The sequence below is a fragment of the Cellulomonas sp. P1_G12_2 genome, from assembly GCF_056405535.1.
In genome coordinates this window covers 644831-666892 of sequence record NZ_JBFUBX010000001.1, presented here as the reverse complement: position 1 = coordinate 666892, position 22062 = coordinate 644831, and the positions used below count along the sequence as shown (strand labels likewise).

Here is a 22062-nt window from a genome sequence, read left to right as displayed (position 1 = left end):
TGTTCACCGAGGGCGCACTCGACCTCAGGCGCCGTACACGTGCGGAGCGAGCGTGCCGACGAACGGCAGGTTCCGGTACTTCTCCGCGTAGTCGAGGCCGTAGCCGACGACGAACTCGTTCGGGATGTCGAAGCCGACGTAGCGGACGTCGACGTCGACCTTGGACGCCTCGGGCTTGCGCAGCATCGTCGCGATCTCGACCGTGGCCGGCCCGCGCGAGCGCAGGTTGGACAGCAGCCAGGAGAGCGTCAGGCCCGAGTCGATGATGTCCTCGACGATGAGCACGTGCCGGCCGGTGAGGTCGGCGTCGAGGTCCTTGAGGATCCGCACGACGCCCGACGACTTGGTGCCCGAGCCGTACGAGGAGACCGCCATCCAGTCCATCTGCACGGTCGAGTGCAGCCGGCGGGCGAGGTCCGCCATCACCATGACCGCACCCTTGAGGACGCCCACGAGGAGCAGGTCCTTGCCCGCGTAGTCGGCGTCGATCTGCGCCGCGATCTCGTCGAGCCTCTGGTGCAGCTGCTCCTCCGAGAGGAGAACCCGCTCGAGGTCGTCGCCCATGTCCGCAGGGTCCACCGAAGTCACTCCTCTTGATCCGCCACCCGTACCGGCGCTTCCCGCGGGGCGGGGGCCGGACCCAGGGCAAGCCTGCCACACGCGCGACGGGCCGCGACCCCGCCCGGGAGGGCCACCGCGCCCTGCCCGTGCCAGTCCGTGACCAGCGCGTCGACCGCCAGCACGTGCACCCGCAGGAGCGCACCGGCGGGGCTCCCGGCGGCGACCGCGGCGGCCCGCAGCGCCCGGGTGCGCAGGGCCGGCGGCGCGGCGGCGAGCACGTCGACGTCGAGACCCTCCGTGGACGACGCCGCGGTCAGCAGGTCGGCGGCCAGCGCGTCCAGCAGGTCGGCGTCGTCGCGCAGCTGGGCCGCGGTCCGAGCCAGCGCGTCCGCGACACCGGGGCCGAGCACCCGCTCGAGCGTCGGGAGCGCGTCGCTGCGGACGCGGCTGCGCAGCGAGGCGTCGGCGTGCGCGCCGTCGTTGGTGGGGTCGTGCCAGGGCACCAGGCGCTGCGCGGCGCAGGCGGCCAGGGTGTCGGTGCGGCGCAGGCCCAGCAGGGGCCGGCGGAACCGTCCGCGCGTCGCCGGCATCCCCGCGAGCGTCCGTGCGCCGGACCCCCGCGCGAGCCCGAGCAGCACGGTCTCGGCCTGGTCGTCGAGCGTGTGCCCGAGCAGGACGGTCGCCGCACCGAGCTCGTCGGCCGCCCGGTCGAGCGCCGCGTACCGGGCCGCGCGTGCGTGCGCCTCGCCCGGGCCGTCCACCGCGACGCGGACCACGACGGCCTCGAGCCCGAGCCCGCGGCACGCCTGCGCCGCCTCGTCGGCCACCCGCGCCGAGCCGTCCTGGAGCCCGTGGTCGACGACGACGGCCTGAGCCCGCCACGTCGTCGTGGAACGCCCCGCGACGAACGCGACGCCCGCCGCGAGCGCGAGCGAGTCCGGACCGCCGGAGCACGCGACGAGCACGAGCGCGTCGGGCGGCAGGTCGGCGACCGAGGCGACGACCGCCGACCGCACCGCGGCGACCTCGCGGGCGGGACCTTTCACCCGTGCACCCGTCTCACCCACGCGCGCGGGTCCGAGATCTCCTGCGGGCGCGGCAGGCGCTCCGCCGACGTCCAGATCGCGTTCAGCCCGTCGATCCCGACGTCCTTGCGCACCGCCCGGACGAACGCGGCCCCGTCGCGGTACTGCGCCAGCTTGGTGTCGAGGCCGAGCAGCCGGCGCAGCACGCGGTCGACGCCGCGGGCCTTGGCCGCCTCGTCGCGCCGGGCCTCGAACGCCTTGCGGATCTTGCGCACGCTTGGCACCACCCGCGGGCCGACCTCGTCCATCGCGACGTCCGCGTGCCCCTCGAGCAGGGCCATCACCGCGCCGACCTCCTCGAACACCTCGCGCTGGTGGGCGGACAGCAGGTCGAGCACCCCGACGCCGTCGTCGGCACCGCCGGTCACCGCCCGTGCGACGGCCTGGAGCAGCTCGCCGACGCGCGGGACCAGGGACTTGTCCCCCGCCAGGTCGGTCATCAGCTCGGCCGCCCGGCTGCGCAGGTGCTCCGCGAGCCACGGCGCCGCGGCGAACTGCAGCGCGTGGGTCTGCTCGTGCAGGGCCACCCAGAGCCGGAAGTCGGACGGGTCCACCTTGAGCCGGCGCTCGTGGTGCAGCACGTTCGGCGCGACCAGGAGCAGCCGGCCGCGGCCGTCGCGGGAGGTGAACGGGTCGAACTGGCCAAGCACCTTGCCGGACAGGAGCGCCAGCACACCGCCGACCTGCAGCGCAGCGGCCGAGCGCGCGGCCGACGACGGCGTCGTGGCAGCGAGCGGACCGGTCATCGCGGCGAACACCTCGGCGTTGGCCAGGGCCCAGCGCGGACGGTCCACGACGAGCACCGTCGACACCTGCTCCGGCGGGGTCCCGTCCGCCGCCGAGAGGCCCGTGATCGCGCTCGCGTGCGCGGCCGCGCGGCCGGCGGCGTCGCGCAGCTCGTCGACCAGCGCGGTCAGCTCCGCGCGGTCCGCCGCGGGTCCCGGCGCGGCCAGCCGCCCGGCGATGCGGGCGGCGAGCTCCCAGTCGACCGGGCCTTCGGTGGTGTCCACCGGGTCAAACTAACCGCAGCCGCACCCGGACAACGCGGTGACGAACGAGTCGATCGCCGCGCGCGGCCCCCACTGGCCGCCGTCGGGCGTCGCGTCGGCCATGACGACGAACACCAGCTGACGTCCGTCGGCGTCGAGCGCCGTCCCCGCCAGCGACGTGACGTGCGGGAGGCTGCCGGTCTTAGCGCGCACCAGCCCGCGGGCCGGCGACTGGGTGTAGCGGTCGCTCAGGGTGCCGGTGAGCCCGGCGATCGGCATGCCCGTGGCCACGTCCCGCAGCACGCCGTGCGCGGGGTCGGTGGCCAGCCGCAGCAGGCCGACGAGCAGGTCCGGCGGGAGCACCGACCCGGCTCCGAGGCCCGACGCGTCGGAGAGGCTGGCGCCCGTGGTGTCGACGCCGGCGACGGAGACCGCGTGCAGGACGGCGGTGGTGCCGCCCTCGAAGCTGGCGGGCAGGCCCGCGTCGATGGCGACGAGCCGGGAGACGAGCTCGGTGATCGTGTTGTCGGAGGTGTCGAGGAAGTGGTGCACGATCCCGTCCAGCGGCGCCGAGTGCACGACGCCGAGCTCGCGGGCGTTCCCCGGCGTCTCCGACCGGCGCGGCGTGCCGTCGACCGTGATCCCCACCTCGGCCAGTCGCTGCGCGAACGTCTTGGCCGCGGCCAGCGACGGGTCCGGGTAGCGGGGCGGGTACTCACCGGGCGTGATCTTGGCGGTGTCGACCGCCAGCGGGGTGACGGGCGCGACGAAGCCCGCGGCGATGTCCGCCGGGTTCCACGTGGGGCTCAGCGTCGGACCGGAGAACAGGGAGTCGTCGAACCCGAGGCTGACCGTGGTCGCGCCCTCGAGCTGCAGCGCCTTGGCCACCTGGGCGGCAAGGTCGGCCAGCCCGGCGTGCCCCTCGACCGCCGCCGGGTCGCCTGCACCGGCGGCGAGCATCATGTCCCCGCCGCCGACGAGCACGATGCTGTTGCCCGGGCCGCGCACGACCCTCGTCGGCAAGGTCACGTCCGGCCCGAGGGTGCTCAGCGCCGCGACGGCCGTCACCAGCTTGGCCGTCGACGCCGGCGTGCGACCGGCGTCCGCCAGGTGCGCGCCGAGGACGTCCCCGGTCAGCTGGTCCACGACGACCACCCCGACGCTCGCGCCCATCCGCGGGTCCTTGACGAGCCGGTCGACCAGCGCCTGCACGTTCGCCGCCACCGGCACGGGCGCCTGCGGGTCCAGGTCCGCGAGCGCGGAGCCGGTCTCGGCCGGCTCGACCGCGCCCGGGGCGGTGGGGAACGGCAGGGGTTCCGGCGGCGGGTCCTCGAGGGTGACCATGCCCGGGACCACGTCGTACGCGTCCGCCGTCACGTACGCGCCGCAGGCCAGCAGCAGGACGAGGAAGCMCGTGCCGACGACTCTCGCCGCTGTGGTCATCGTCACCCCGCCCCGCTCGCTCCCCGGTGGGACGCCCCGTCCCGCGGTGCGTCAGGATACTGTCCGAGACAAGGGCGCCCCTGACACTCCGGCGCGCCGCACGACGAGTGTCGCGCGACCGCTGGTCCCATCACGGGGGCGGACGTGGGGATGAGGAGAGCTGCTGTGGAGTTCGACGTCACGATCGAGATCCCGAAGGGTCAGCGCAACAAGTACGAGGTGGACCACGCCACGGGGCGCATCCGCCTCGACCGGATGCTGTTCACCTCGACCCGGTACCCCGACGACTACGGCTTCATCGAGGGCACGCTCGGCGAGGACGGCGACCCGCTCGACGCCCTGGTGCTGCTCGAGGAGCCGACGTTCCCCGGCTGCCTGATCCGCGCCCGCGCGCTCGGCATGTTCCGCATGCGCGACGAGGCCGGCGGCGACGACAAGGTCCTGTGCGTGCCGACGGGCGACCAGCGTGCCGCCTGGCGGCAGGACATCGACGACGTGTCCGACTTCCACCGGCTCGAGATCCAGCACTTCTTCGAGGTCTACAAGGACCTGGAGCCGGGCAAGAGCGTCGAGGGCGCCCACTGGGTAGGCCGGTCGGAGGCGGAGGCGGAGATCGAGCGCAGCCGCCAGCGCGCCATCGACACCAACTACTACAGCCACTGACTCTGCTCCCGCTCCCCCGCAACGTCCGCACTCCTGCAGGTTCCAACGCGCGGGAGTGCGGACGTTGCTGCACTCCCCCTCGTGACGTCCGCACTCGATCGGGGTGAAGCCCTCACGAGTGCGGACATTGTCGAGCCGTCCACCGGATGCAGCGCCCGGTTGTTGCTCCACAGCCTTGGTCGCGGCTCCGCGTCACGCTGCGTCCGCCGACAACCTGGGCGCATGGCATCGGATCGTCAGCCGCGCGTGGAACGCCGCGACCGTGTCGCGGCACACGCTGTGGGCCAGGCCGGCCTCCTCACTCGCCCGCAGATCCGCTCACTCGGAGTCACCGCTGCGCAGCTTGACGCGGAGCTCGCCGCCGGCAGATGGCGATCCGTCGGCAGGAACACCGTCGTGGTCGCGCCTCCGCAGCCGCGCGACAAGGTCGACTGGTGGTTGGGCGTGCTCGAGTGCGCTCCGCGGGCTGCCACCGGTGCACGCCCCCGAGCCGCCATCGCCGGGCTCACAGCACTGATCGCGGCCGGGCTCTCGGGAATCGCCGACGACGGCCTCGTGCACGTCGCCGCTCCGAAGTCGTCGCACCCGATCCCGCCGCCACCGGGCGTCCGGGTGCACGAGACACGACGCTGGCGCGACGAGGACGTCGTGACTGCGGGAGTGCCACGAGCGAGGCCCGCGATCGCAGCCATCCAGGCGGCCCTGTGGGCGAGGTCGGACCGGGAGGCGGTACTCGTGCTCGTGGCGAGCGTGCAGCAACGACTGACGACGATCGATCCTCTTGTCTCGGCGCTCGAGAGGGTGAAGCGAGACCGGAGGCGCTCACTGCTCCGGAGCGTGCTCCTCGACGTGGCCGGCGGAGCCCACTCCCTGAACGAGCTCGACTTCGCCGCACATTGCCGGGCACGTGGCCTGCCCGAACCCGACCGCCAGGTCGTGGTCTCCTCAGCGCGCGGTCATTCGTACCTCGACGTGCGCTGGCGACGGTGGCGAGTGGTGGTGGAGGTGGACGGGGTCGGTCACCTGCAGCCCGACCAATGGATCGACGACAGCGTCCGGCACAACGAGATCGCGCTCGGGGGCGACACCGTGCTGCGGATCCCCAGTCTCGGCCTCCGCCTCGACCCGCACCGCCATCTTGACGCCGTGGAGCGCGCGCTGCGCCAAGCGGGATGGACCCCAACCCCCTCCCGGGAGGGGCCGACGGTCTGACAACGTCCGCACTCCGACGGCTCCGAGCAGGCAGGAGTGCGGACGTCCCCCGCAGGGAGAGCACGACGTCCGCACTCAGGAGGGCTCCAGCCCCATCGAGTGCGGACGTTGCGGACGAGCGAGAGACGAGGGCGTTACGGGCGGCCGGCGAAGGGCATCGTGTTGCCCCAGCGCATCTTGGTGGTGCGCAGCGGGTCGCCCGGCTTCGAGGCCTCCATGATCTGGCCGCCGCCGGCCCAGATGGCCACGTGGTAGATCGCGTCCGGGTTGGTGGCGTCGGTGGACCAGAAGACGAGATCGCCGGGGCGCAGGTCGTTGTAGCTGATCTTGAGCACCTGCTTGTACTGGTCACGCGTGGTGCGGGCGAGGTTGACCCCCGCGGTGCGCCAGGCGCTCATCGACAGGCCCGAGCAGTCGTAGCCGTCGGGGCCGACGCCGCCCCAGATGTACGGGAGGCCGGTCTTGGTCTGCGCCCAGGCCAGCGCCGCGGCACCGCCGCCCGCCGAGCCGCGCGACGTGCCGGTCCCGAGGCCGTACTTGCCCGGCGCGGGCGCCGGAGCAGGTGCCGGGGTCGTCGTCGCGGGAGGGGTGGTGGTCGCCGGAGGGGTCGTGGTCGCCGGAGGGGTCGTCGTCGCCGGAGGGGTCGTGGTCGCCGGAGGGGTGGTCGTCGCCGGCGGGGTCGTGGTCGCCGGAGGGGTCGTCGCGGCCGGCGCCGTGGCCACGGGTCGCATCGCGGCGGTGCGGGCGGCGGCGTCCTCTCGCTCGCGGCGCTGCTGGTCGACGAAGTCCTGGCGGGCGCGCTCGACCTCGGCGCTGGTCTGGCGGGCGGCGGCGAGCGCCGTGATGAGGCTGTCGCGCTCGGTGGCTGCCGCGGTCAGGGCCGCGGCGGCGTCGTCCTGGGCCTGCTCGGCGGCGGCCAGGGCGTCGGCGGCGGCGGACTTCGCGGCCTTGGCCTCGTCGGCGGCCTCGGTGGCGCGGCCGGCGAGGGTGGTCGCGACCAGCTGCGTCGCCTTGTACTGCTGGACGGCCTCGTCGGCCTTGCCGCTGATGCGGTCGAGCGCGGTGGTGCGGCGGGCGACGTCCTGGAACCCGTCGGACGACAGGAGCGCCTGGAGCAGGTCGGTGGAACCGCCGGAGCGGGCGAGCTCGCGGGCGATCGCGACGAGCTGGCGGCGGGCGTCCTCGGCCTTCGCGGAGGCGTCCGCGGCCTGGGCGACGGCGTCCGCCGAGGCCTGCTGCGCGGCGTCCGCGTCGACGACGGCCCGGTTGTAGGCCTCACCGGCCTGCTGGACCTTGAGCTCGGCGGCGTCGGTCTCGGCGCTCAGCTGCGCGAGCCGGACCTCCATCGAGGCGACGGAGCGTTCCGCGGACTTCACGGCGCCCTGCGCGCGCTGCACGTCCTGCGTGGACGGCGGCGTCGGGTCGGCCAGGGCGCTGGAGGCGCCGGCCGCGAGCAGGGCAGCGACGAGGGCGCCCGCGACGAGGGCCCTGCGCGTGCTCCTGCTGTGCTTCACCGTGGGCGCCTTTCCGGACGTCGTCGAACAGCCGAGGGCAGCCGTTCCTCGAAGGACGCTACCTGCGAAAACCCCAGGAGAGAACACCTGTCACACCAGTCCCACGAGTCACATCCATGTGCTTTGGGACGAACCGGACGCGATCCGTGCGACATCACCCGTTCGCAGCAACGGACACCCGAGAATCCACATCGTGAGACGGCTGTTCCAACGACCGGACGGATCCGCCTACCCTCGGCCCATGACCCGCCGAATGTGTCGCTGACCCAGCGCACGCTCGGCTGTGCCCGCGGGCAGGTCGCCGTCACCAGAAGACGGCCCTGACCCCGCCCGAGCCATGGCTCGACCCGTGCGCCACTCCCCCCTCCGCGGGACGGATGTCGGCTGCCCGAGACCCTCCGCGGATCCGTGCACCACAGCAGATCCATCGACAGTCCATCGACAACGGAGCGCAGCACCATGAGCAACGAGAACTGGAACTTCGAGACCCGCCAGATCCACGCCGGCCAGACGCCCGACCCGACGACGGGTGCCCGCGCGCTGCCGATCTACCAGACGACATCATTCGTCTTCCCGGATGCTCAGACGGCCGCCAAGCGGTTCGCGCTCGCCGAGCTCGGCCCCATCTACACACGCATCAACAACCCCACGCAGGAGGTCGTCGAGAACCGGATCGCCAGTCTCGAGGGCGGCGTGGGCGCGCTGCTCGTCTCGTCGGGCCAGGCGGCCGAGACGCTCGCGATCCTCAACATCGCCGAGGCAGGTGACCACATCGTCGCCAGCCCGTCCCTGTACGGCGGCACGTACAACCTGCTGCACTACACGCTGCCCAAGCTCGGCATCGAGACCACGTTCGTCACCGACCCGCACGACGCGCAGTCGTGGAAGGACGCGGTCCGCCCGAACACCAAGCTGTTCTTCGCGGAGACCATCCCCAACCCGAAGGCCGACATCCTCGACATCGAGCTCGTCGCCGGCGTCGCGCACGAGTCCGGGGTCCCGCTGATCGTCGACAACACCGTGGCGACGCCGTACCTGATCAACCCGCTGCAGTGGGGCGCGGACATCGTCGTGCACTCGGCGACCAAGTACCTGGGCGGCCACGGCTCGGCGATCGGCGGCGTGATCGTCGACGGCGGCTCGTTCGACTTCGCCCAGTACCCCGAGCGGTTCCCCAACTACAACACCCCCGACCCGTCCTACAACGGCCTGGTGTTCGCGCGGGACCTCGGTGTCGGGGGCGCGTTCGGCGTCAACCTCGCGTTCATCCTCAAGGCCCGCGTGCAGCTGCTGCGCGACCTCGGCTCGGCCATCTCGCCGTTCAACGCGTTCCTCATCGCGCAGGGCATCGAGACGCTGTCGCTGCGGATCGAGCGGCACGTGCAGAACGCCGAGAAGGTGGCCGCCTGGCTCGAGGCGCGCGACGACGTGCTCACGGTCCACTACGCGGGTCTCGAGTCGAGCCCGTGGCACGCCGCCCAGCTCAAGTACTCGCCGCGCGGCGCGGGCGCGGTGCTCGCGTTCGAGCTCGAGGGCGGCACCGAGGCCGGTCAGGCGTTCGTCTCCGCGCTCGAGCTGCACTCCAACGTGGCGAACATCGGGGACGTGCGCTCGCTCGTCATCCACCCGGCGTCGACCACCCACAGCCAGCTGACCCCGGAGGAGCAGGCCCTCTCCGGTGTGACGCCGGGCCTCGTCCGCCTCGCGGTCGGCATCGAGCACATCGATGACATCCTGGCTGACCTCGACGCGGGCTTCCGCGCAGCGAAGGGTGCCTGACCGCGCATGAGTACGACGCCGCCGACGCCGTCGGAGCCGACGACCGGCTCCGACGGCTCGGTGGCACCCCGTGAGAGGAAGCACGTGCCCGACGTCACCCTGTCCCCCGCCCGACCGCGCACCCTCGGGTCCCGCGCGCCGCAGCCCCAGCGGCCCGTGCCCGTGAGCGCCGCGTGGCGCGACGGCGACCCCGTGGGGCGTCGGCAGTTCGCCGACCTCGGGCCGCTCAAGCTCGAGTCCGGCGGGCGCCTGCCGGCCGTCCGGCTGGCGTACGAGACGTGGGGCGAGCTGAACGAGGACGGCGCCAACGCGGTGCTCGTCCTGCACGCCCTGACCGGCGACTCGCACGTCACGGGTGAGGCGGGCGACGGTCACCCGACGCCGGGGTGGTGGTCGTCGATGGTCGGGCCGGGTGCGCCGATCGACACCGACCGCTGGTTCGTCGTCGCGCCGAACGTGCTCGGCGGCTGCCAGGGTTCGACCGGGCCGGCGTCCCCCGGACCCGACGGCCGGCCGTGGGGCAGCCGGTTCCCGCTCCTGACCGTCCGCGACCAGGTGGCCGCGGAGGTCCGGCTGAGCGACCTTCTCGGCATCGACTCATGGGCGCTCGTCATCGGCGCGTCGCTGGGCGGTCTGCGGGTGCTCGAGTGGGCCGCGAGCGCACCCGAGCGCGTGGAGTCGATCGCCGCGATCGCGACGGCGGCGCAGACGTCCGGTGACCAGATCGCCGGCTTCCACACCCAGCTGGCCGCCATCCGTGCGGACCCGCACTACCGCGACGGCGACTACTACGACGCCCCCGACGGCGAGGGTCCGCACGTCGGCCTCGGCCTGGCCCGGCAGATCGCGCACCAGACGTACCGCAGCGCCCTGGAGCTGGACGAGCGGTTCGGCCGCATCCCGCAGGGCGCGGAGGAGCCGCTGGAGGGCGGTCGGTTCGCGGTGCAGTCGTACCTGGACCACCACGGCGACAAGCTCAGCCGGCGGTTCGACGCCAACACCTACGTGGTGCTCACGCGCACGATGATCACCCACGACCTCGGCCGCGACCGCGGCGGGGTCAGCGCCGCGCTCGGCTCGATCACCGCGCGGGCCCTGGTCGTCGCCGTCGACTCCGACCGCCTGTTCCCGCCCGCGCAGTCCGAGCGGATCGCGGCCGGCATCCCGGGCGCCTCGCTGCACACGATCCACTCCGACTACGGCCACGACGGCTTCCTCATCGAGGAGGACCTGGTCGGCGCCTACGTGCGTGAGTTCCTGGAGCAGGGCGCCGAGCGCCGGTAACCGGCGTCAGGCCCCGCTCGCGGCGGCCGCCTCGTCGCTGTCCGCCACCAGGTGCCGCGAGAGCACCGCGAGCAGGATCACGGTCGGGCTCGGCAGCCGCTCGGCGCCGACGGTCATCTCCAGGCGCCGGCGCAGGAGACCGCGCGGGTGGACCTCGAGCAGAACCGCGCCGTCCGCGTCGACCCAGCGGAACGACGTGCTCAGCAGCCCGGCGGACTCCCAGCGGACCGCGCGCCCGTCCACGACGCCGGACCGCCGACCGGTCCACCCCGCCCGGCCGACCTCGGCCACGGTGTGACTGGTCACGCCGTCGCGCACCTCCATCGCTCCTCGCCGGTCACGCGTGAGGGTCCACGGCGCTCCGGCGCTGCGCACCTCGTCGGTGCGCTTCGACGGGCCGGGGGCCATCCGTGCCACGAGGCCTTGCGGCCCGACGAGCTCGACCGTGCTCCGGCGGGAGGCCGCGGGCGTCGTCGACAGGGTGGAGCCGGGATGACCGACGGAGTCCCAGGGAGCGAAGTCGACCGTCTCGGGCATCGGCCCATCCTGCCGGAGTGCTCGCGGGCGGCGAGGCGGAACGGGTGAGTTCCAGGGCGGGGATGTGCGCGGGACCCGAGGGCGGCACGATGGGGACCATGCCCTCCGGAGACCTCGTCGACGCCCGCACCGCCCTGCACGAGCAGTGGGACCGCCTGCGGTCGTGGGTCACGGACGTGGTCGACGACGACGTCGCCGACGCCCCCTCGGTCCTGGCGGGCTGGACGGTCGCCGAGCTGGTCGCGCACCTCGGACGCGCCATGGAGGCCCTCGCGGTGTGCGCCCCCCTTCCGCAGGGCACCGTGCCCCTGACGCTCGGCGAGTACCTCGGCACGTACGCGGACCGGGCCGCCGACATCGCGGAGACCACCCGCAAGCTGGCCGCCGAGATCTCCCACGACCCGCTGATCGAGGTGGACGTCCGGGCGCGGGCGGCCTTCGCGCAGCTGGACGCGCTGGGCCCGCAGGACTGCGTGGTGCAGGCACGGCGGGGACCGGTGCTGCTCAGCACGATGGCGATGTCGCGCGTGATCGAGCTCGTCGTGCACGCGGACGACCTCGCGCGGTCGGTCCCGATGGGGCCGGACCCGGTCGATCCCGACGCCCTGCGGCTCGTCGCCGACGCCCTGCTGGACATCGTCGTCGCGCGCGGCGGGTGGAGCCTGGAGGTGGCCGACGCCCGGAGGTGGGTGCGCCTGGCTGCCGGCCGTGAGCCGTACGACGTCGACGTGCTCGCCGTCGCGCTGCACCCGCGCTACACGTCGGACGGGGTCCCCGACCTCGGGCGGATGCTGCCGATCCTCTGACGGTTCACCAGAGGCGCGGCTAGTGCCGCAGCGCCTTGGTGGTCAGGCCGACCCGGCGGGCCAGCTGACCGACCGTGAGCAGGACGTCGTCCATGTCCGTGAACCTAGGGCCTTGCCGCGGGGGAACCTCAAGCGCGCGCGCTGCGGCCGATACGTTGGGCCCGTGATCGCCGCCTACGCCGCCCGCTTCTCGTCCGACGACCCCGTCAGCGGCCTCGAGGTGGGTGACCGGCCCGCCCCGGAGGCCCGCGAGAACTGGTCGGTGGTCGACGTGCGCGCCGCCGCGCTCAACCACCACGACGTCTGGACGCTGCGGGGGGTCGGCATCCGCGCCGAGCAGCTGCCGATGATCCTGGGCACCGATGCCGCGGGGGTCACCGCCGACGGGCGCGAGGTCGTGGTGCACGGGGTGATCGGCGGGGCCAGCGGGCACGGCGTGGGGGCCGACGAGCCGCGCAGCCTGCTGTCCGAGCGCTACCCCGGAACGCTCGCCGAGCAGGTCGCGGTGCCCACGTGGAACCTCGTCGACAAGCCGGCCGCGCTGTCGTTCGTCGAGGCCGCGTGCCTGCCGACCGCCTGGCTCACCGCGTACCGGATGCTCTTCCGCGCCGGTGGCGCGACGCCCGGTCAGCGGGTGCTCGTGCAGGGCGCCGGCGGCGGGCTGGCCTCGGCGGCGATCCTGCTCGGCGCCGCCGCGGGGCTCGAGATGATCGTGACCAGCCGGTCGCAGGACCGTCGCGAGCGGGCGTTGTCCCTCGGTGCCGCTGCGGCCGTCGAGCCCGGTGCCCGGGTGCCCCGGGTCGACATCGTGCTCGAGAGCGTCGGCAAGGCCACCTGGTCGCACTCGGTGCGCTCGGTGCGGCCGGGCGGGACGATCGTCGTCGCGGGTGCCACCAGCGGGGACGCCGAGCCGGCCGAGCTGACCCGGATCTTCTTCCAGGAGATCAGCGTGGTGGGCACGACGATGGGGTCGCGCGACGACCTGCAGCACCTGCTGGCGTTCCTCGCCCGCACGGGCGTCCGCCCGCTCGTCGACTCGACGTTCGCGCTCGCCGACGCGCGGGACGCCGTCCGGCGCCTGGCGGACGGGGACCAGTTCGGGAAGATCGTCCTCGAGCCATGAGCCGGGGGGACGCGGTGGACGGCGAGTGGGTCGAGGACGTCCTCGGCCCCGACTACCACGTCCGCACGCTCGTCCTGCGTCCCGACGACGAGGGGGACGTGGTGGCCAGCCTGGTCCGCTACGCGCCGCCGACCGCCGAGCCGCTGCGCCCGTCGCGGGCGATCCTGTACGTGCACGGCTGGTCCGACTACTTCTTCCAGACCGGGCTCGCCGAGTACTGGCACGCGCGCGGCGCCGCGTTCTACGCCCTCGACCTGCGCAAGTACGGCCGCAGCCTGCGTCCCGGCCAGACGCCGGGCTACGTCGACGACCTGGAGACCTACGACGAGGAGCTCGAGGCGTCGCTCGGCGTGATCACCACCGACCTGGGCGCGCGCGCCCGGGTGATGGTCATGGGCCACTCCACGGGCGGGCTCATCGCGGCCCTCTGGGCGCACCGGCACCCCGGCGAGCTCAGCGGTCTGGTGCTCAACAGCCCCTGGCTGGAGCTGCAGGGGTCGTCGGTGCTCCGGCACGTCAGCACCCCGGCGGTCGCGCGCATCGCCCGGTTCCAGCCGAAGGCCCCGCTGCCCAACATCGACCCCGGCTACTACGCCCGGACGCTCAGCAGCGCGAGCGGCGGCGAGTGGACGTACGACACGGTGTGGCGGCCGACGCCCTCGTTCCCCGTCCGCGCCGGCTGGCTCCAGGCCATCATGGCGGGCCACGCGCGGGTGGCCCGCGGTCTGGCCGTCGAGCAGCCGATCCTCGTGCTCGCGTCCAGCCGGACCGTCATCAACCCGCGCTGGAGCGAGGAGATGCGCCACGCCGACGTGGTGCTCGACGTCGAGCTGGTGGTGCGCCGGGCGGTGCAGCTGGGCACGCACGTGACTGTCGTCCGCATCCGGGACGGCCTGCACGACCTGACCCTGTCGCCGCCGCCCGTGCGCCGGCGCCTGTACGCCGAGATCGACCGCTGGTCCGCGGCCTACGGGTGGAGCTGACCGGGCGTCACGGACGCAGGATGCCGGTGGCCTCCGCGAGCGTCGGGCCGCCCTCGCCCAGCCGCCACGCGCGCCAGCCGTCGACGAGGTTCTCCGCCGCCACGGCCGCCGACGCAGCCTTGTCCGGGTCCGCGTACAGCTCGCCGGTGGGCAGCTCGATGAGGCCGTCGGTGCGCAGCATCGCGACGAGCCGCTGACCACGGCGCGCCCGGACCCAGACGAGCGTCGTGATCGCGCGGCGGCTCTTCGCGAGCGTGGCGAGCTCCGGCATCGCGTTCAGGTCGTCGTCGAGGACCGCGTCCCGGACGGGGGCGATCTCCTCGGTCGGTGCCGGCGGAGCGGGCGGAGCCGCCGGGGGCGGGGGCATCGGGATGGTCGGCACGGCCGGTGTGGCCGGGGTCGTCGGGAAGCTGGACGAGATCGGCAGCGGGGCGGAGACCGGGACGAACGGGCGGGGGCCGGCCGCCTCGCCCGTGCGCTCGCGTGGGGGCGTGCGCGGCAGCACCTGGTCGGCGGCGGACCGCAGGCCCACCACCGGGGTCAGCGTGGTCGGCGCCTCGTGCACGGTCGGCCGCGGCTTCTGGTCAGCGGTGGGCCGCGGCGCCGGCTCGGCAGGGGGCACCCGCAGCGGGGTCGGGGCCGGCGGCGCCGGTGTGGCCGGGGGCGGGGTGACCGCGCGCAGCTCCCCCGTCGCGGGTGTGCGCACGGGCCCGACCGCCGGGACGTAGGGCTCGTACGGAGCACCCGACGTGAAGCCCTCGCTCGACCGCACCAGGCGCAGCGCGGTGGGCTCGACGGAACGGCGGGCGCCCTCGTGCGTGGCCAGCGGGGAGACGTCGAGCAGGCGGCGGTCGTCCACGCCGCGCACGACGCCGACCTGGAGCACGTCGACGTGCCGGCCCGGACCGCGCAGGAAACCGAGCGAGTCACCGGCCTCGGCGGCCACCTCGGAGCACAGCAGAACCAGCCGGACGCCCTCGCGCCGGTTCGTCTGGACACCGAACGCCGCCTGCTCACGGAACGCCGCGAAGTCGACGGCGAACCGGCTCGGGTCGGGGTGGTAGGCCCGCGCGAGGTCCGTGGTGGTCATGCGGGAGGCCGCACCGGCGTGCCGCAGGGCGGAGATGACGGCGTCGTCGTCGACCACCTGCACCACGTCGACCACCACGGGACGGCCGGCGGCGTCCAGGGCGAGCAGCTCCGGGAGGTCCGCGTGGTCGGGGGCACCCGTGCGCGAACGGACCGCGAAGAGGGGCTCACCCGCGATGGCGGCGAGGTGGTGCGTGAGGAGCGAGGCACACTCCTGCGCGAAGGAACCGGTCAGGGGCTGCATCGGCTGGACAAGGCGCGGTCGGCCCTCGTCGAGCTCGAAGATGGGCATCTGTCTGGCCTTCCGCGTCCCGTCGTGCGCCCGCGCACCCCGGCCGGCGCGCTCGCGACCACACTGTCCCACAGCGCGCTTTGCACGTCAGCCCGTCCGTCCGGCGTGGTCGTCGGAGATCGGTCACATCACCCGGATGCGTCCGGTTTCCGCCGTCCGGATCGTCCGACCGGTCGCCTTCGTCACTCGTTGGTGAGCGCGGCCTCGACCCGGTCGACCTTGCCCGTGAGCTCCCCCACGTGTCCCGGCCGGATGTCCGCCTTGAGCACCAGGCTGACCCGGTTGCCGTGCCGGCCGACCGCCTCCGTGGCGCGCTTGACGACGTCCATCACCTCGTCCCACTCGCCCTCGAGCGTGGTGAACATGGCGTCGGTGCGGTGGGGGAGGCCGGACTCGCGGACGATGCGCACGGCATCGGCGACGGCGGCGGTCACGGACTCGCCCGCACCGAGCGGGGCGACGGAGAAGGCGACGAGCATGCGGCCAGCCTAGGCGCGCGCGTCGACCGTCCGGTGCGCGGGCAGGTGCGCCGCGAGCAGCTCGGCGAGGTGCACGCCCTGCACCCCGGCCAGCTGGTCCGCCTGCGTGCGGCACGAGAAGCCGTCGGCCAGGAAGACGTCCCCCGCGGCCGCGTCGCGCAGCGCCGGGAGCAGGGCGTTCTCCGCCACCGCGACCGAGACGTCGTAGTGCCCCTTCTCCATGCCGAAGTTCCCGGCCAGCCCGCAGCAGCCCGCGAGCGCCGAGAACTGCGCACCGGCGTCGGTGAGCAGCCGGCGGTCGGGCGTCCACGTCATCACCGAGTGGTGGTGGCAGTGCGGCTGCACGACGGCCGTGACGTCCGACAGGTCCGGCACCCGCCAGCGGTCGCCGGGGCCGATGGGGGCCGGCGCGGTGAGCAGCTCCGCGAGCGTACGGGTCTCGCGTGCCACCGCGACCGCGCGCGGGTCGTCCGGGAGCAGGTCGCGCAGGTCGGAGCGCAGGACCGCCGTGCAGGACGGCTCGAGGCCGACGATCGGGATCCCGTTGACGGCGAACGGCCCGAGCACGCCCAGCAGGTGGGTCAGCTGCTTCTTCGCGCCGTCCAGCTGGCCGGTGCTGATCCAGGTGAGGCCGCAGCAGGCGTTGTCCTCGGGCACCAGCACCTCGTACCCCGCGTCGACGAGCACCGCGACGGCGGCCCGCGCGACGGACGGCGCGAGGGTGTCGGAGAACGAGTCGGTCCAGAGCACCACCTGCGGCCTGCGCGGACCGGTCGTCCCGCCGTGCTGGGTGCCCTTGCCGGGCCGCCCGAGGAACCGGTCGCCGGGACGCGCGCTCGCTCGGACCTTGCGCTCGGGATGGTGCCGACGCTCGCTCCCAGCGCCGGTGCGCACCACCGTCACGCTCTGGCTGCCAGCGCCGCGCACCCAGGAGCGGAACGGCCGCCGGGCGAACGTGACCATCTGCCGCCGGGTGTCCATGCCGCCGGCGGCCAGCACCACCGTGGCCACGGGACGGGCGCCGAGCACCGCGTTGACCAGCGAGGACAGCCCGGGGACTCCGGTGATCAGCCGCGCCCAGCGGGGCAGCCAGCCGAGGGCGTAGTGCGACGCCGGACGCAGCTTCCCGCGGTACGTCCGGTGCAGGACCTCCGACTTGTACTGCGCCATGTCGACGCCGGCGGGGCAGTCCGACGAGCACGCCTTGCAGGACAGGCACAGGTCGAGCGACTCGTGCACCTCGGGCGACGACCAGCCACCGCTGACGAGGGTGCCGTTCGCCATCTCCTGCAGCACGCGCGCGCGGCCGCGGGTCGAGTCCTTCTCGTCCTTCGTCGCCAGGTACGAGGGGCACATGAACCCCCCGGCCGCGGTGCTGTCGGCGCGGCACTTGCCGACGCCGACGCAGCGGTGCAGCGCGGTGGTCAGGTCGCCCGCGTCGTGCACGAACGAGAACCCGTGGTCGGCCAGCAGGGGGCGGGCGTGCGGCCGGCGCAGGTCGGCGTCGAGCGGGCGCGGCCGGACCAGCACGCCGGGGTTGAGCAGGTCGCGCGGGTCGAGAAGGTCCTTGAAGGCGCCGAACAGGTCGATCGTCTGCGCGGAGTACATGACCGGCAGCAGCTCCGAGCGGGCGCGGCCGTCCCCGTGCTCCCCGGACAGCGACCCGCCGTGGCTCGCGACGAGGGCCGCGGCGTCCGTCATGAACGCGCGCAGCGGGTTGCCCGAGCGCTCCAGCGGGATGTCGAGCCGCAGGTGCACGCAGCCGTCGCCGAAGTGCCCGTACGCCAGACCGTCCACGCGGTGCGACGCCATGAGCGCCTCGAGCTCGCGCAGGTACGCGCCGAGCCGCTCGGGCGGGACGGCCGAGTCCTCGAACCCCGGCCACGCCTGCGCGCCGGACGGGGTCCGCCCACCCAGGCCGGCACCGTCCTCCCGGATCCGCCACATCGCGGCGGCCTCGGGTCCGGGCGGGAAGAGGCCCACCGCCGTCGTCCCGGCGGAGGCCGCGAGCGCGTGCGCCCGGTCCAGCGCCTCGGTCAGGTCCGAGCCGCCGACCTCGACCATGAGCCACCCGCCGCCCTCGGGCAGGGGCGGCACCGCGGCGGTCCCGCGCACGCGGCGGACCACGTCCACCAGCCGGGAGTCCATGCCCTCGATGGCCAGCGGCGCGTGCGCGAGCAGCGCCGGGACGGCGTCGGCGGCCGTCGGCATGTCCGGGTAGCCGAGCACCACCAGCACGGGCGCCGCGGCGATCGGCACCAGGCGGACCGTCGCGCCCAGGAGCGTCGCGACCGTGCCCTCGGTGCCTACCAGGGCCTTGGCCAGGTCGGTGCCATTCTCGGGCAGCAGGTGCTCGAGGGAGTAGCCGGAGACCTGCCGGCCGAAGCGGCCCAGCTCCGTCCGGATGACGTCGAGGTTGCCGCGGACGAGGGCGTCGAGACCCGGCACGACGTCGAGCGCGCCGGCGCCCGACCGCGCCTCGAACCGTCGGCCGGTGCCGTCCACCACGTCGAGGGCGAGCACGTTGTCCGCGGTCCGCCCGTACGCCACCGCGCGGGGGCCGCAGGCGTTGTTGCCGATCATGCCCCCGAGCGTCGCGCGCGCCTGCGTGGACGGGTCCGGCCCGAACCGCAGCCCGTGCGGTGCCGCCGCCTTCTGCAGGCCGGCCATGATGACGCCGGGCTCGACGCGGGCGGTCTGCGCCTCCGGGTCGATGTCGAGGATCCGGTTGACGTGCCGCGAGAAGTCGAGCACCACGCCCGTGCCCACCGCGTTCCCGGCCACCGACGTGCCGCCGCCGCGGGCGGTCAGGGGCACCCCCAGCGACCGGGTGACCTCCAGCGCGGCGAGCACGTCGTCGGTGTCCCGCGGGAACGCGACGACCTGCGGGACCACGCGGTAGTTCGACGCGTCGGTCGAGTACTCGGCGCGGCGGCGCGTGCTGTCGTCGACCGCTCCGCGCAGCGCGGACCGCAGCGCCTGCACCACGTCGGCGCTCTCGGATCGGCTCGGATCCCCTGCCACGGTCTCGGTCACGGCCACCACGGGGGCAGTCTCGCACCGGCGGCCCGCTCCCCCGCACACGTCACCGAGGGATGGTCACGACAGGGACGTCCGAGGAAGCGAGCGCCAGGACGACCGGATCCTCGGACGCAGCGCGTTCTCCACCGCAGCGTCCGAGGAAGTGAGCGTCGGGGCGACCGGATCCTCGGACGTCCGGTGGAGTGCGGGTCAGGCGAGCGAGGCGTCCAGGGTGATCTCCGTGCCCGTGAGGGCCTTGCTCACCGGGCAGGTGGCCTTGGCGTTCTCGGCGGCGGCCAGGAAGCCGGCGTCGTCGAGGCCCTCGACCTCCCCGCGGACCGTCAGCGCGATCGTGGTGATGTGTAGCCCGCCGGCCGGGTCGGGGCGCAGCGTGACGTCGGCGCTGACCTCGAGCGCCACCGGGGTGCCTCCGGCCGCGGCGATGACGCCGGAGAGCTGCATGGCGTAGCACGACGTGTGCGCGGCCGCGATGAGCTCCTCCGGGCTCGTCGTGCCCCCGGCCTCCTCGGCGGTCCGCTTGGGGAACGAGACGTCGAACGTGCCGGCCCCGGAGCTGGTGAGCTCGACCTGCCCGGCGCCCTCCATCAGGGTCCCGTTCCAGGCGGTGCGAGCGGTGCGCGTGGACATGGTGCTCCTCTGTGCTCGATCGGCCGGGCGGGATGCCCGGGACCTCCACGCTATGCAGCCGGGCGGCTCAGCGCGCGCGCTCGAGGTGCCCGGTGACGATCTGCGGCGGAGCGCCGGCCTGCCGCAGCGCCCAGGCGGCCCGCGCGTGCAGGGCGCGACGCTGGTCGGGCTCGAGCCCGTTGTACAGCGCACCGCGCACGAGGTCGTGCCCGAACACCAGCCGGTCACCGCGCGCGCGGACCACGCCCGCGGCCAGGCCGTGCCGCAGCGTGCGCCAGCAGTCGCCGACCGGGTCGCCGACCAGGGACGCCAGGTCCGCGATCACGAACGAGGTGCCGAGCACGGACGCCTGTCCGAGCAGGGCCAGCACGTCGGGCCCGAGGTACTCGATGCGCCGCCGGACCACCTCGTCCAGGGGCGTGAGCCAGCCGACGCCCGTCGTGTCGAGGACGCCGTCGGTGGTGACCAGGGCGCCGGCGGCGCGGGCCGTCCGCACCACGTCCGCGACGAGCCGGGGATTGCCGCCCGTCGTCGCGAGGGTGCCGCGCAGCGACGGCCCCAGCGGGCTGCCGACGAGGTTCTCGGCGAGCTCCACCGTGGCGCGGGCGTTCAGCGGCCGCAGCTCGAGGTACCGGGCTCCCGCCCGCGTCCAGGCGGCGACGACCGCCGCGAGCTCGGGGCGGTAGGGCACCGGACGCATGGTGAGCACGACGAGCGCCCGGGGCACCGCACCCTCGTGCGCCAGCTGCAGGAGCACCTCGAGCGAGGGGGCGTCCGCCTCGTGCACGTCCTCGAGCACCAGGGCCCACGGGCGACTGTCCCCGCGGCGGCGCAGCAGGGCGGCGAACAGCTCGGCCGCGCGGTCGTGGCGGGCGACCGACCGGACGGGGTCGGCGTAGATCGCGTCGAGCAGGTCGGTCAGCTCCGCCTCGACCGGGCCACGGCTCGACCGTCCCGAGCGCACCAGCAGCGCGTCGGAGAGCAAGGCATACGGCCAGTTGCGCAGCTCCGTGGCGCGCGCGGTGCGCAGCTCGACGTCCAGGAGCCTGGCCGAGCCGCGCAGTGCATCGACCAGGCTCGTCTTTCCGACGCCGGCCTCACCCTCGAGCAGCACCGTCATGCCGACCCCGTCGGCGGCCGTCGACAACAGGTCGTCGAGGTCGTCGAGCTCGGCGGCGCGGCCCACCAGGGGCCACGTCCGCCCCGGCTCGGCCGAGGTGCTCATGCGCCCGATCGTAGGGCCGCCGTGCCGGGTCTGGGCCGACGGGTCAGTCCGTGTACTCCCAGTGCCAGGCCTCGGGCTTGCTGCCGCCGCTCTCGGCCCACGACGGGTGCGTCCAGTTCAGCGCCGGAGCGTTGGCCGTCATCCACCGGTACTGCTTGGTGCCGAAGGTCTCGATGCCGCCGCCGAGGTCCACCGCGACACCCGTGCCGTGGTTGGACGTGCCGGGCGTCGCGCAGAGGTAGCCCTTGGTGCGCTTGCACAGGATCTGGCCGGCGTAGGAGCGGTAGGAGTCGCTGATCGTGAGGTTCGTGCCGAACTTGGCACGGAAGGCGGAGTTGAGGACGTCCAGCTGCTCGGCAGCGTCGCAGCGCAGCCGGACCGAGGAGTCGAAGCTCACGCCGCAGAGGGCGGAGTCGGGGATCTTGCCGTTGGCGTAGCCGAGGAGCGACTGCTTCCACGCGGCACGGGTGGCGGCCTCGGCCTCCGCGGCGGCCTGCGCGGCGGCGGCCGCGTCGGCGGCGGCCTGGGCGGCGGCAGCAGCAGCGGCCTCGTCGGCGGCCTTCTTCGCCTCGGCGCTCTCCTTCGCGGCGGCCGTGGCGGTCGCGACGGCGGCGACGGCCTCCCGCAGCTCCGCGGTCGTCGCGTCCTCCTCGCCGGTGCTCGGCGGGATCGTCGGCACGGCGGCGGGTGTCTGCTCGAACACCGAGGCGGGGTCGGCGTCTGCCGCCGGGGTCGGGGTGCTCGTCGCGGCGGCGGCGGGCTCCTCCGCAGCGACGGAGGTGCCCTCCATGCCGGTGACCTCGTCGCGCTCGGCCGATCGCGACGTCGCTGCTCCCCGGTCGACCTCGGCGGCCGCGACGGTGAGCAGCTCGTCGAGGTGCGCGGTCGCGGCCTCGAGGGCCTGGAGCTGCGTGGCGTCGATCGCGACCTGGGACGCCTCCGCCTGGACCGACTGGGCGACCTGCATGGCGTCGGTGGCGACCTCGACCGCACCGGCCCGCGCCTGCTCGACCTGCGCGGTCGAGCTGGGGGCCGGGAGCACGCCGATGAGCGCGCTCCCACCGTCACGCGCATTCGCCGAGACGGCCACCATCGCGCACATGCTCAGAGCGAGCGCCGTGACCACGGCACCCTGGGCGAGGCGGGCGGGGTGGGCGACAGCACGCGCGGGCGCAGGGCGCGCCGCAGCGTGCCGGCCACTCGCTGGCCGACCTCGGAACGGAATCTTGTTACTCACGCGTAACACGTTAAGTTCTTCGGAAGGTCACCCCTGACACTTGAGGCCCCATAGCGGGGGAGATCTCGTGTGGATCTCGTCACGTCTCCGTC

At 74.4% G+C, this 22062-nt stretch carries 19 protein-coding genes; 7 read left to right on the top strand and 12 right to left on the bottom strand.

Annotated elements, in window-relative coordinates; genetic code table 11:
- Positions 1-24: 24 nt before the first annotated feature.
- From hpt to dacB, 4 genes are read right to left on the bottom strand one after another with little or no spacing between them, the layout of a single operon-like run.
- A complete protein-coding gene (gene hpt / locus AC1DXT_RS03250) occupies positions 25-579 on the bottom strand; it encodes a hypoxanthine phosphoribosyltransferase (RefSeq protein WP_056085754.1) in 555 nt (184 codons plus the stop codon).
- 5 nt (positions 580-584) lie between these two features.
- Positions 585-1607 carry a tRNA lysidine(34) synthetase TilS gene (gene tilS, locus AC1DXT_RS03245; RefSeq protein WP_477059929.1) on the bottom strand — a complete coding sequence of 341 codons (1023 nt, stop codon included), beginning with the start codon at positions 1605-1607 and terminating at the stop codon, positions 585-587.
- Positions 1604-2656, bottom strand: coding sequence for a zinc-dependent metalloprotease (locus tag AC1DXT_RS03240; protein WP_477059928.1), 1053 nt, complete (start codon positions 2654-2656; stop codon positions 1604-1606). The genes tilS and AC1DXT_RS03240 overlap by 4 nt, the downstream gene beginning before the upstream one ends.
- 9 nt (positions 2657-2665) lie before the next feature.
- A complete protein-coding gene (gene dacB, locus AC1DXT_RS03235; protein WP_477060803.1) occupies positions 2666-4078 on the bottom strand; it encodes a D-alanyl-D-alanine carboxypeptidase/D-alanyl-D-alanine endopeptidase in 1413 nt (470 codons plus the stop codon).
- A gap of 165 nt (positions 4079-4243) precedes the next feature.
- Between dacB and AC1DXT_RS03230 the strand changes: the two genes are divergently transcribed.
- A complete protein-coding gene (locus tag AC1DXT_RS03230; RefSeq protein WP_056085756.1) occupies positions 4244-4741 on the top strand; it encodes an inorganic diphosphatase in 498 nt (165 codons plus the stop codon).
- Between the two features lie 81 nt (positions 4742-4822).
- Complete coding sequence (locus AC1DXT_RS03225) at positions 4823-5953, top strand: hypothetical protein (protein ID WP_477059927.1); 1131 nt, start codon at positions 4823-4825, stop codon at positions 5951-5953.
- Positions 5954-6087: 134 nt separating this feature from the next.
- Here AC1DXT_RS03225 and AC1DXT_RS03220 read toward each other — a convergent pair whose 3' ends face one another.
- Positions 6088-7467, bottom strand: coding sequence for a C40 family peptidase (locus tag AC1DXT_RS03220; RefSeq protein WP_477059926.1), 1380 nt, complete (start codon positions 7465-7467; stop codon positions 6088-6090).
- 426 nt (positions 7468-7893) lie between these two features.
- Between AC1DXT_RS03220 and AC1DXT_RS03215 the strand changes: the two genes are divergently transcribed.
- Positions 7894-9246, top strand: coding sequence for a bifunctional o-acetylhomoserine/o-acetylserine sulfhydrylase (locus AC1DXT_RS03215; protein WP_477060802.1), 1353 nt, complete (start codon positions 7894-7896; stop codon positions 9244-9246).
- Between the two features lie 6 nt (positions 9247-9252).
- Complete coding sequence (gene metX, locus AC1DXT_RS03210) at positions 9253-10530, top strand: homoserine O-acetyltransferase MetX (RefSeq protein ID WP_477059925.1); 1278 nt, start codon at positions 9253-9255, stop codon at positions 10528-10530.
- Positions 10531-10536: 6 nt separating this feature from the next.
- On the opposite strand, the gene AC1DXT_RS03205 is transcribed toward metX, so the two are convergent.
- Positions 10537-11067: a hypothetical protein gene (locus tag AC1DXT_RS03205; protein ID WP_477059924.1), complete on the bottom strand. Its 531-nt coding sequence runs from the start codon at positions 11065-11067 to the stop codon at positions 10537-10539.
- A 98-nt stretch (positions 11068-11165) separates the two neighbouring features.
- Here AC1DXT_RS03205 and AC1DXT_RS03200 point away from each other — a divergent pair, with 98 nt between their 5' ends.
- The 3 genes from AC1DXT_RS03200 (at position 11166) to AC1DXT_RS03190 (ending at position 13979) form a co-directional block, all read left to right on the top strand.
- Positions 11166-11873 carry a maleylpyruvate isomerase N-terminal domain-containing protein gene (locus AC1DXT_RS03200; protein ID WP_477059923.1) on the top strand — a complete coding sequence of 236 codons (708 nt, stop codon included), beginning with the start codon at positions 11166-11168 and terminating at the stop codon, positions 11871-11873.
- A gap of 163 nt (positions 11874-12036) precedes the next feature.
- Positions 12037-12996 (top strand): zinc-binding dehydrogenase, encoded by a 960-nt coding sequence (locus AC1DXT_RS03195; protein ID WP_477059922.1) that lies wholly within the window; start codon positions 12037-12039, stop codon positions 12994-12996.
- Entirely contained in the window at positions 12993-13979 is a 987-nt protein-coding gene (locus AC1DXT_RS03190) for an alpha/beta hydrolase (RefSeq protein WP_477059921.1), read from the top strand. The genes AC1DXT_RS03195 and AC1DXT_RS03190 overlap by 4 nt, the downstream gene beginning before the upstream one ends.
- Positions 13980-13986: 7 nt before the next feature.
- Here AC1DXT_RS03190 and AC1DXT_RS03185 read toward each other — a convergent pair whose 3' ends face one another.
- The 6 genes from AC1DXT_RS03185 to AC1DXT_RS03160 all read right to left on the bottom strand — a co-directional run bounded on the left by AC1DXT_RS03185 (position 13987) and on the right by AC1DXT_RS03160 (position 21826).
- Entirely contained in the window at positions 13987-15360 is a 1374-nt protein-coding gene (locus AC1DXT_RS03185; protein WP_477059920.1) for a restriction system modified-DNA reader domain-containing protein, read from the bottom strand.
- A 182-nt stretch (positions 15361-15542) separates the two neighbouring features.
- Complete coding sequence (locus tag AC1DXT_RS03180; RefSeq protein WP_477059919.1) at positions 15543-15839, bottom strand: MTH1187 family thiamine-binding protein; 297 nt, start codon at positions 15837-15839, stop codon at positions 15543-15545.
- A gap of 9 nt (positions 15840-15848) precedes the next feature.
- Positions 15849-18884: an FAD-binding and (Fe-S)-binding domain-containing protein gene (locus AC1DXT_RS03175; protein ID WP_477059918.1), complete on the bottom strand. Its 3036-nt coding sequence runs from the start codon at positions 18882-18884 to the stop codon at positions 15849-15851.
- A gap of 186 nt (positions 18885-19070) precedes the next feature.
- Entirely contained in the window at positions 19071-19508 is a 438-nt protein-coding gene (locus AC1DXT_RS03170; RefSeq protein WP_477059917.1) for an OsmC family peroxiredoxin, read from the bottom strand.
- Positions 19509-19575: 67 nt separating this feature from the next.
- Positions 19576-20733 carry an AAA family ATPase gene (locus AC1DXT_RS03165; protein WP_477059916.1) on the bottom strand — a complete coding sequence of 386 codons (1158 nt, stop codon included), beginning with the start codon at positions 20731-20733 and terminating at the stop codon, positions 19576-19578.
- 43 nt (positions 20734-20776) lie between these two features.
- Positions 20777-21826: a M15 family metallopeptidase gene (locus tag AC1DXT_RS03160; protein WP_477059915.1), complete on the bottom strand. Its 1050-nt coding sequence runs from the start codon at positions 21824-21826 to the stop codon at positions 20777-20779.
- Positions 21827-22062: the final 236 nt, after the last annotated feature.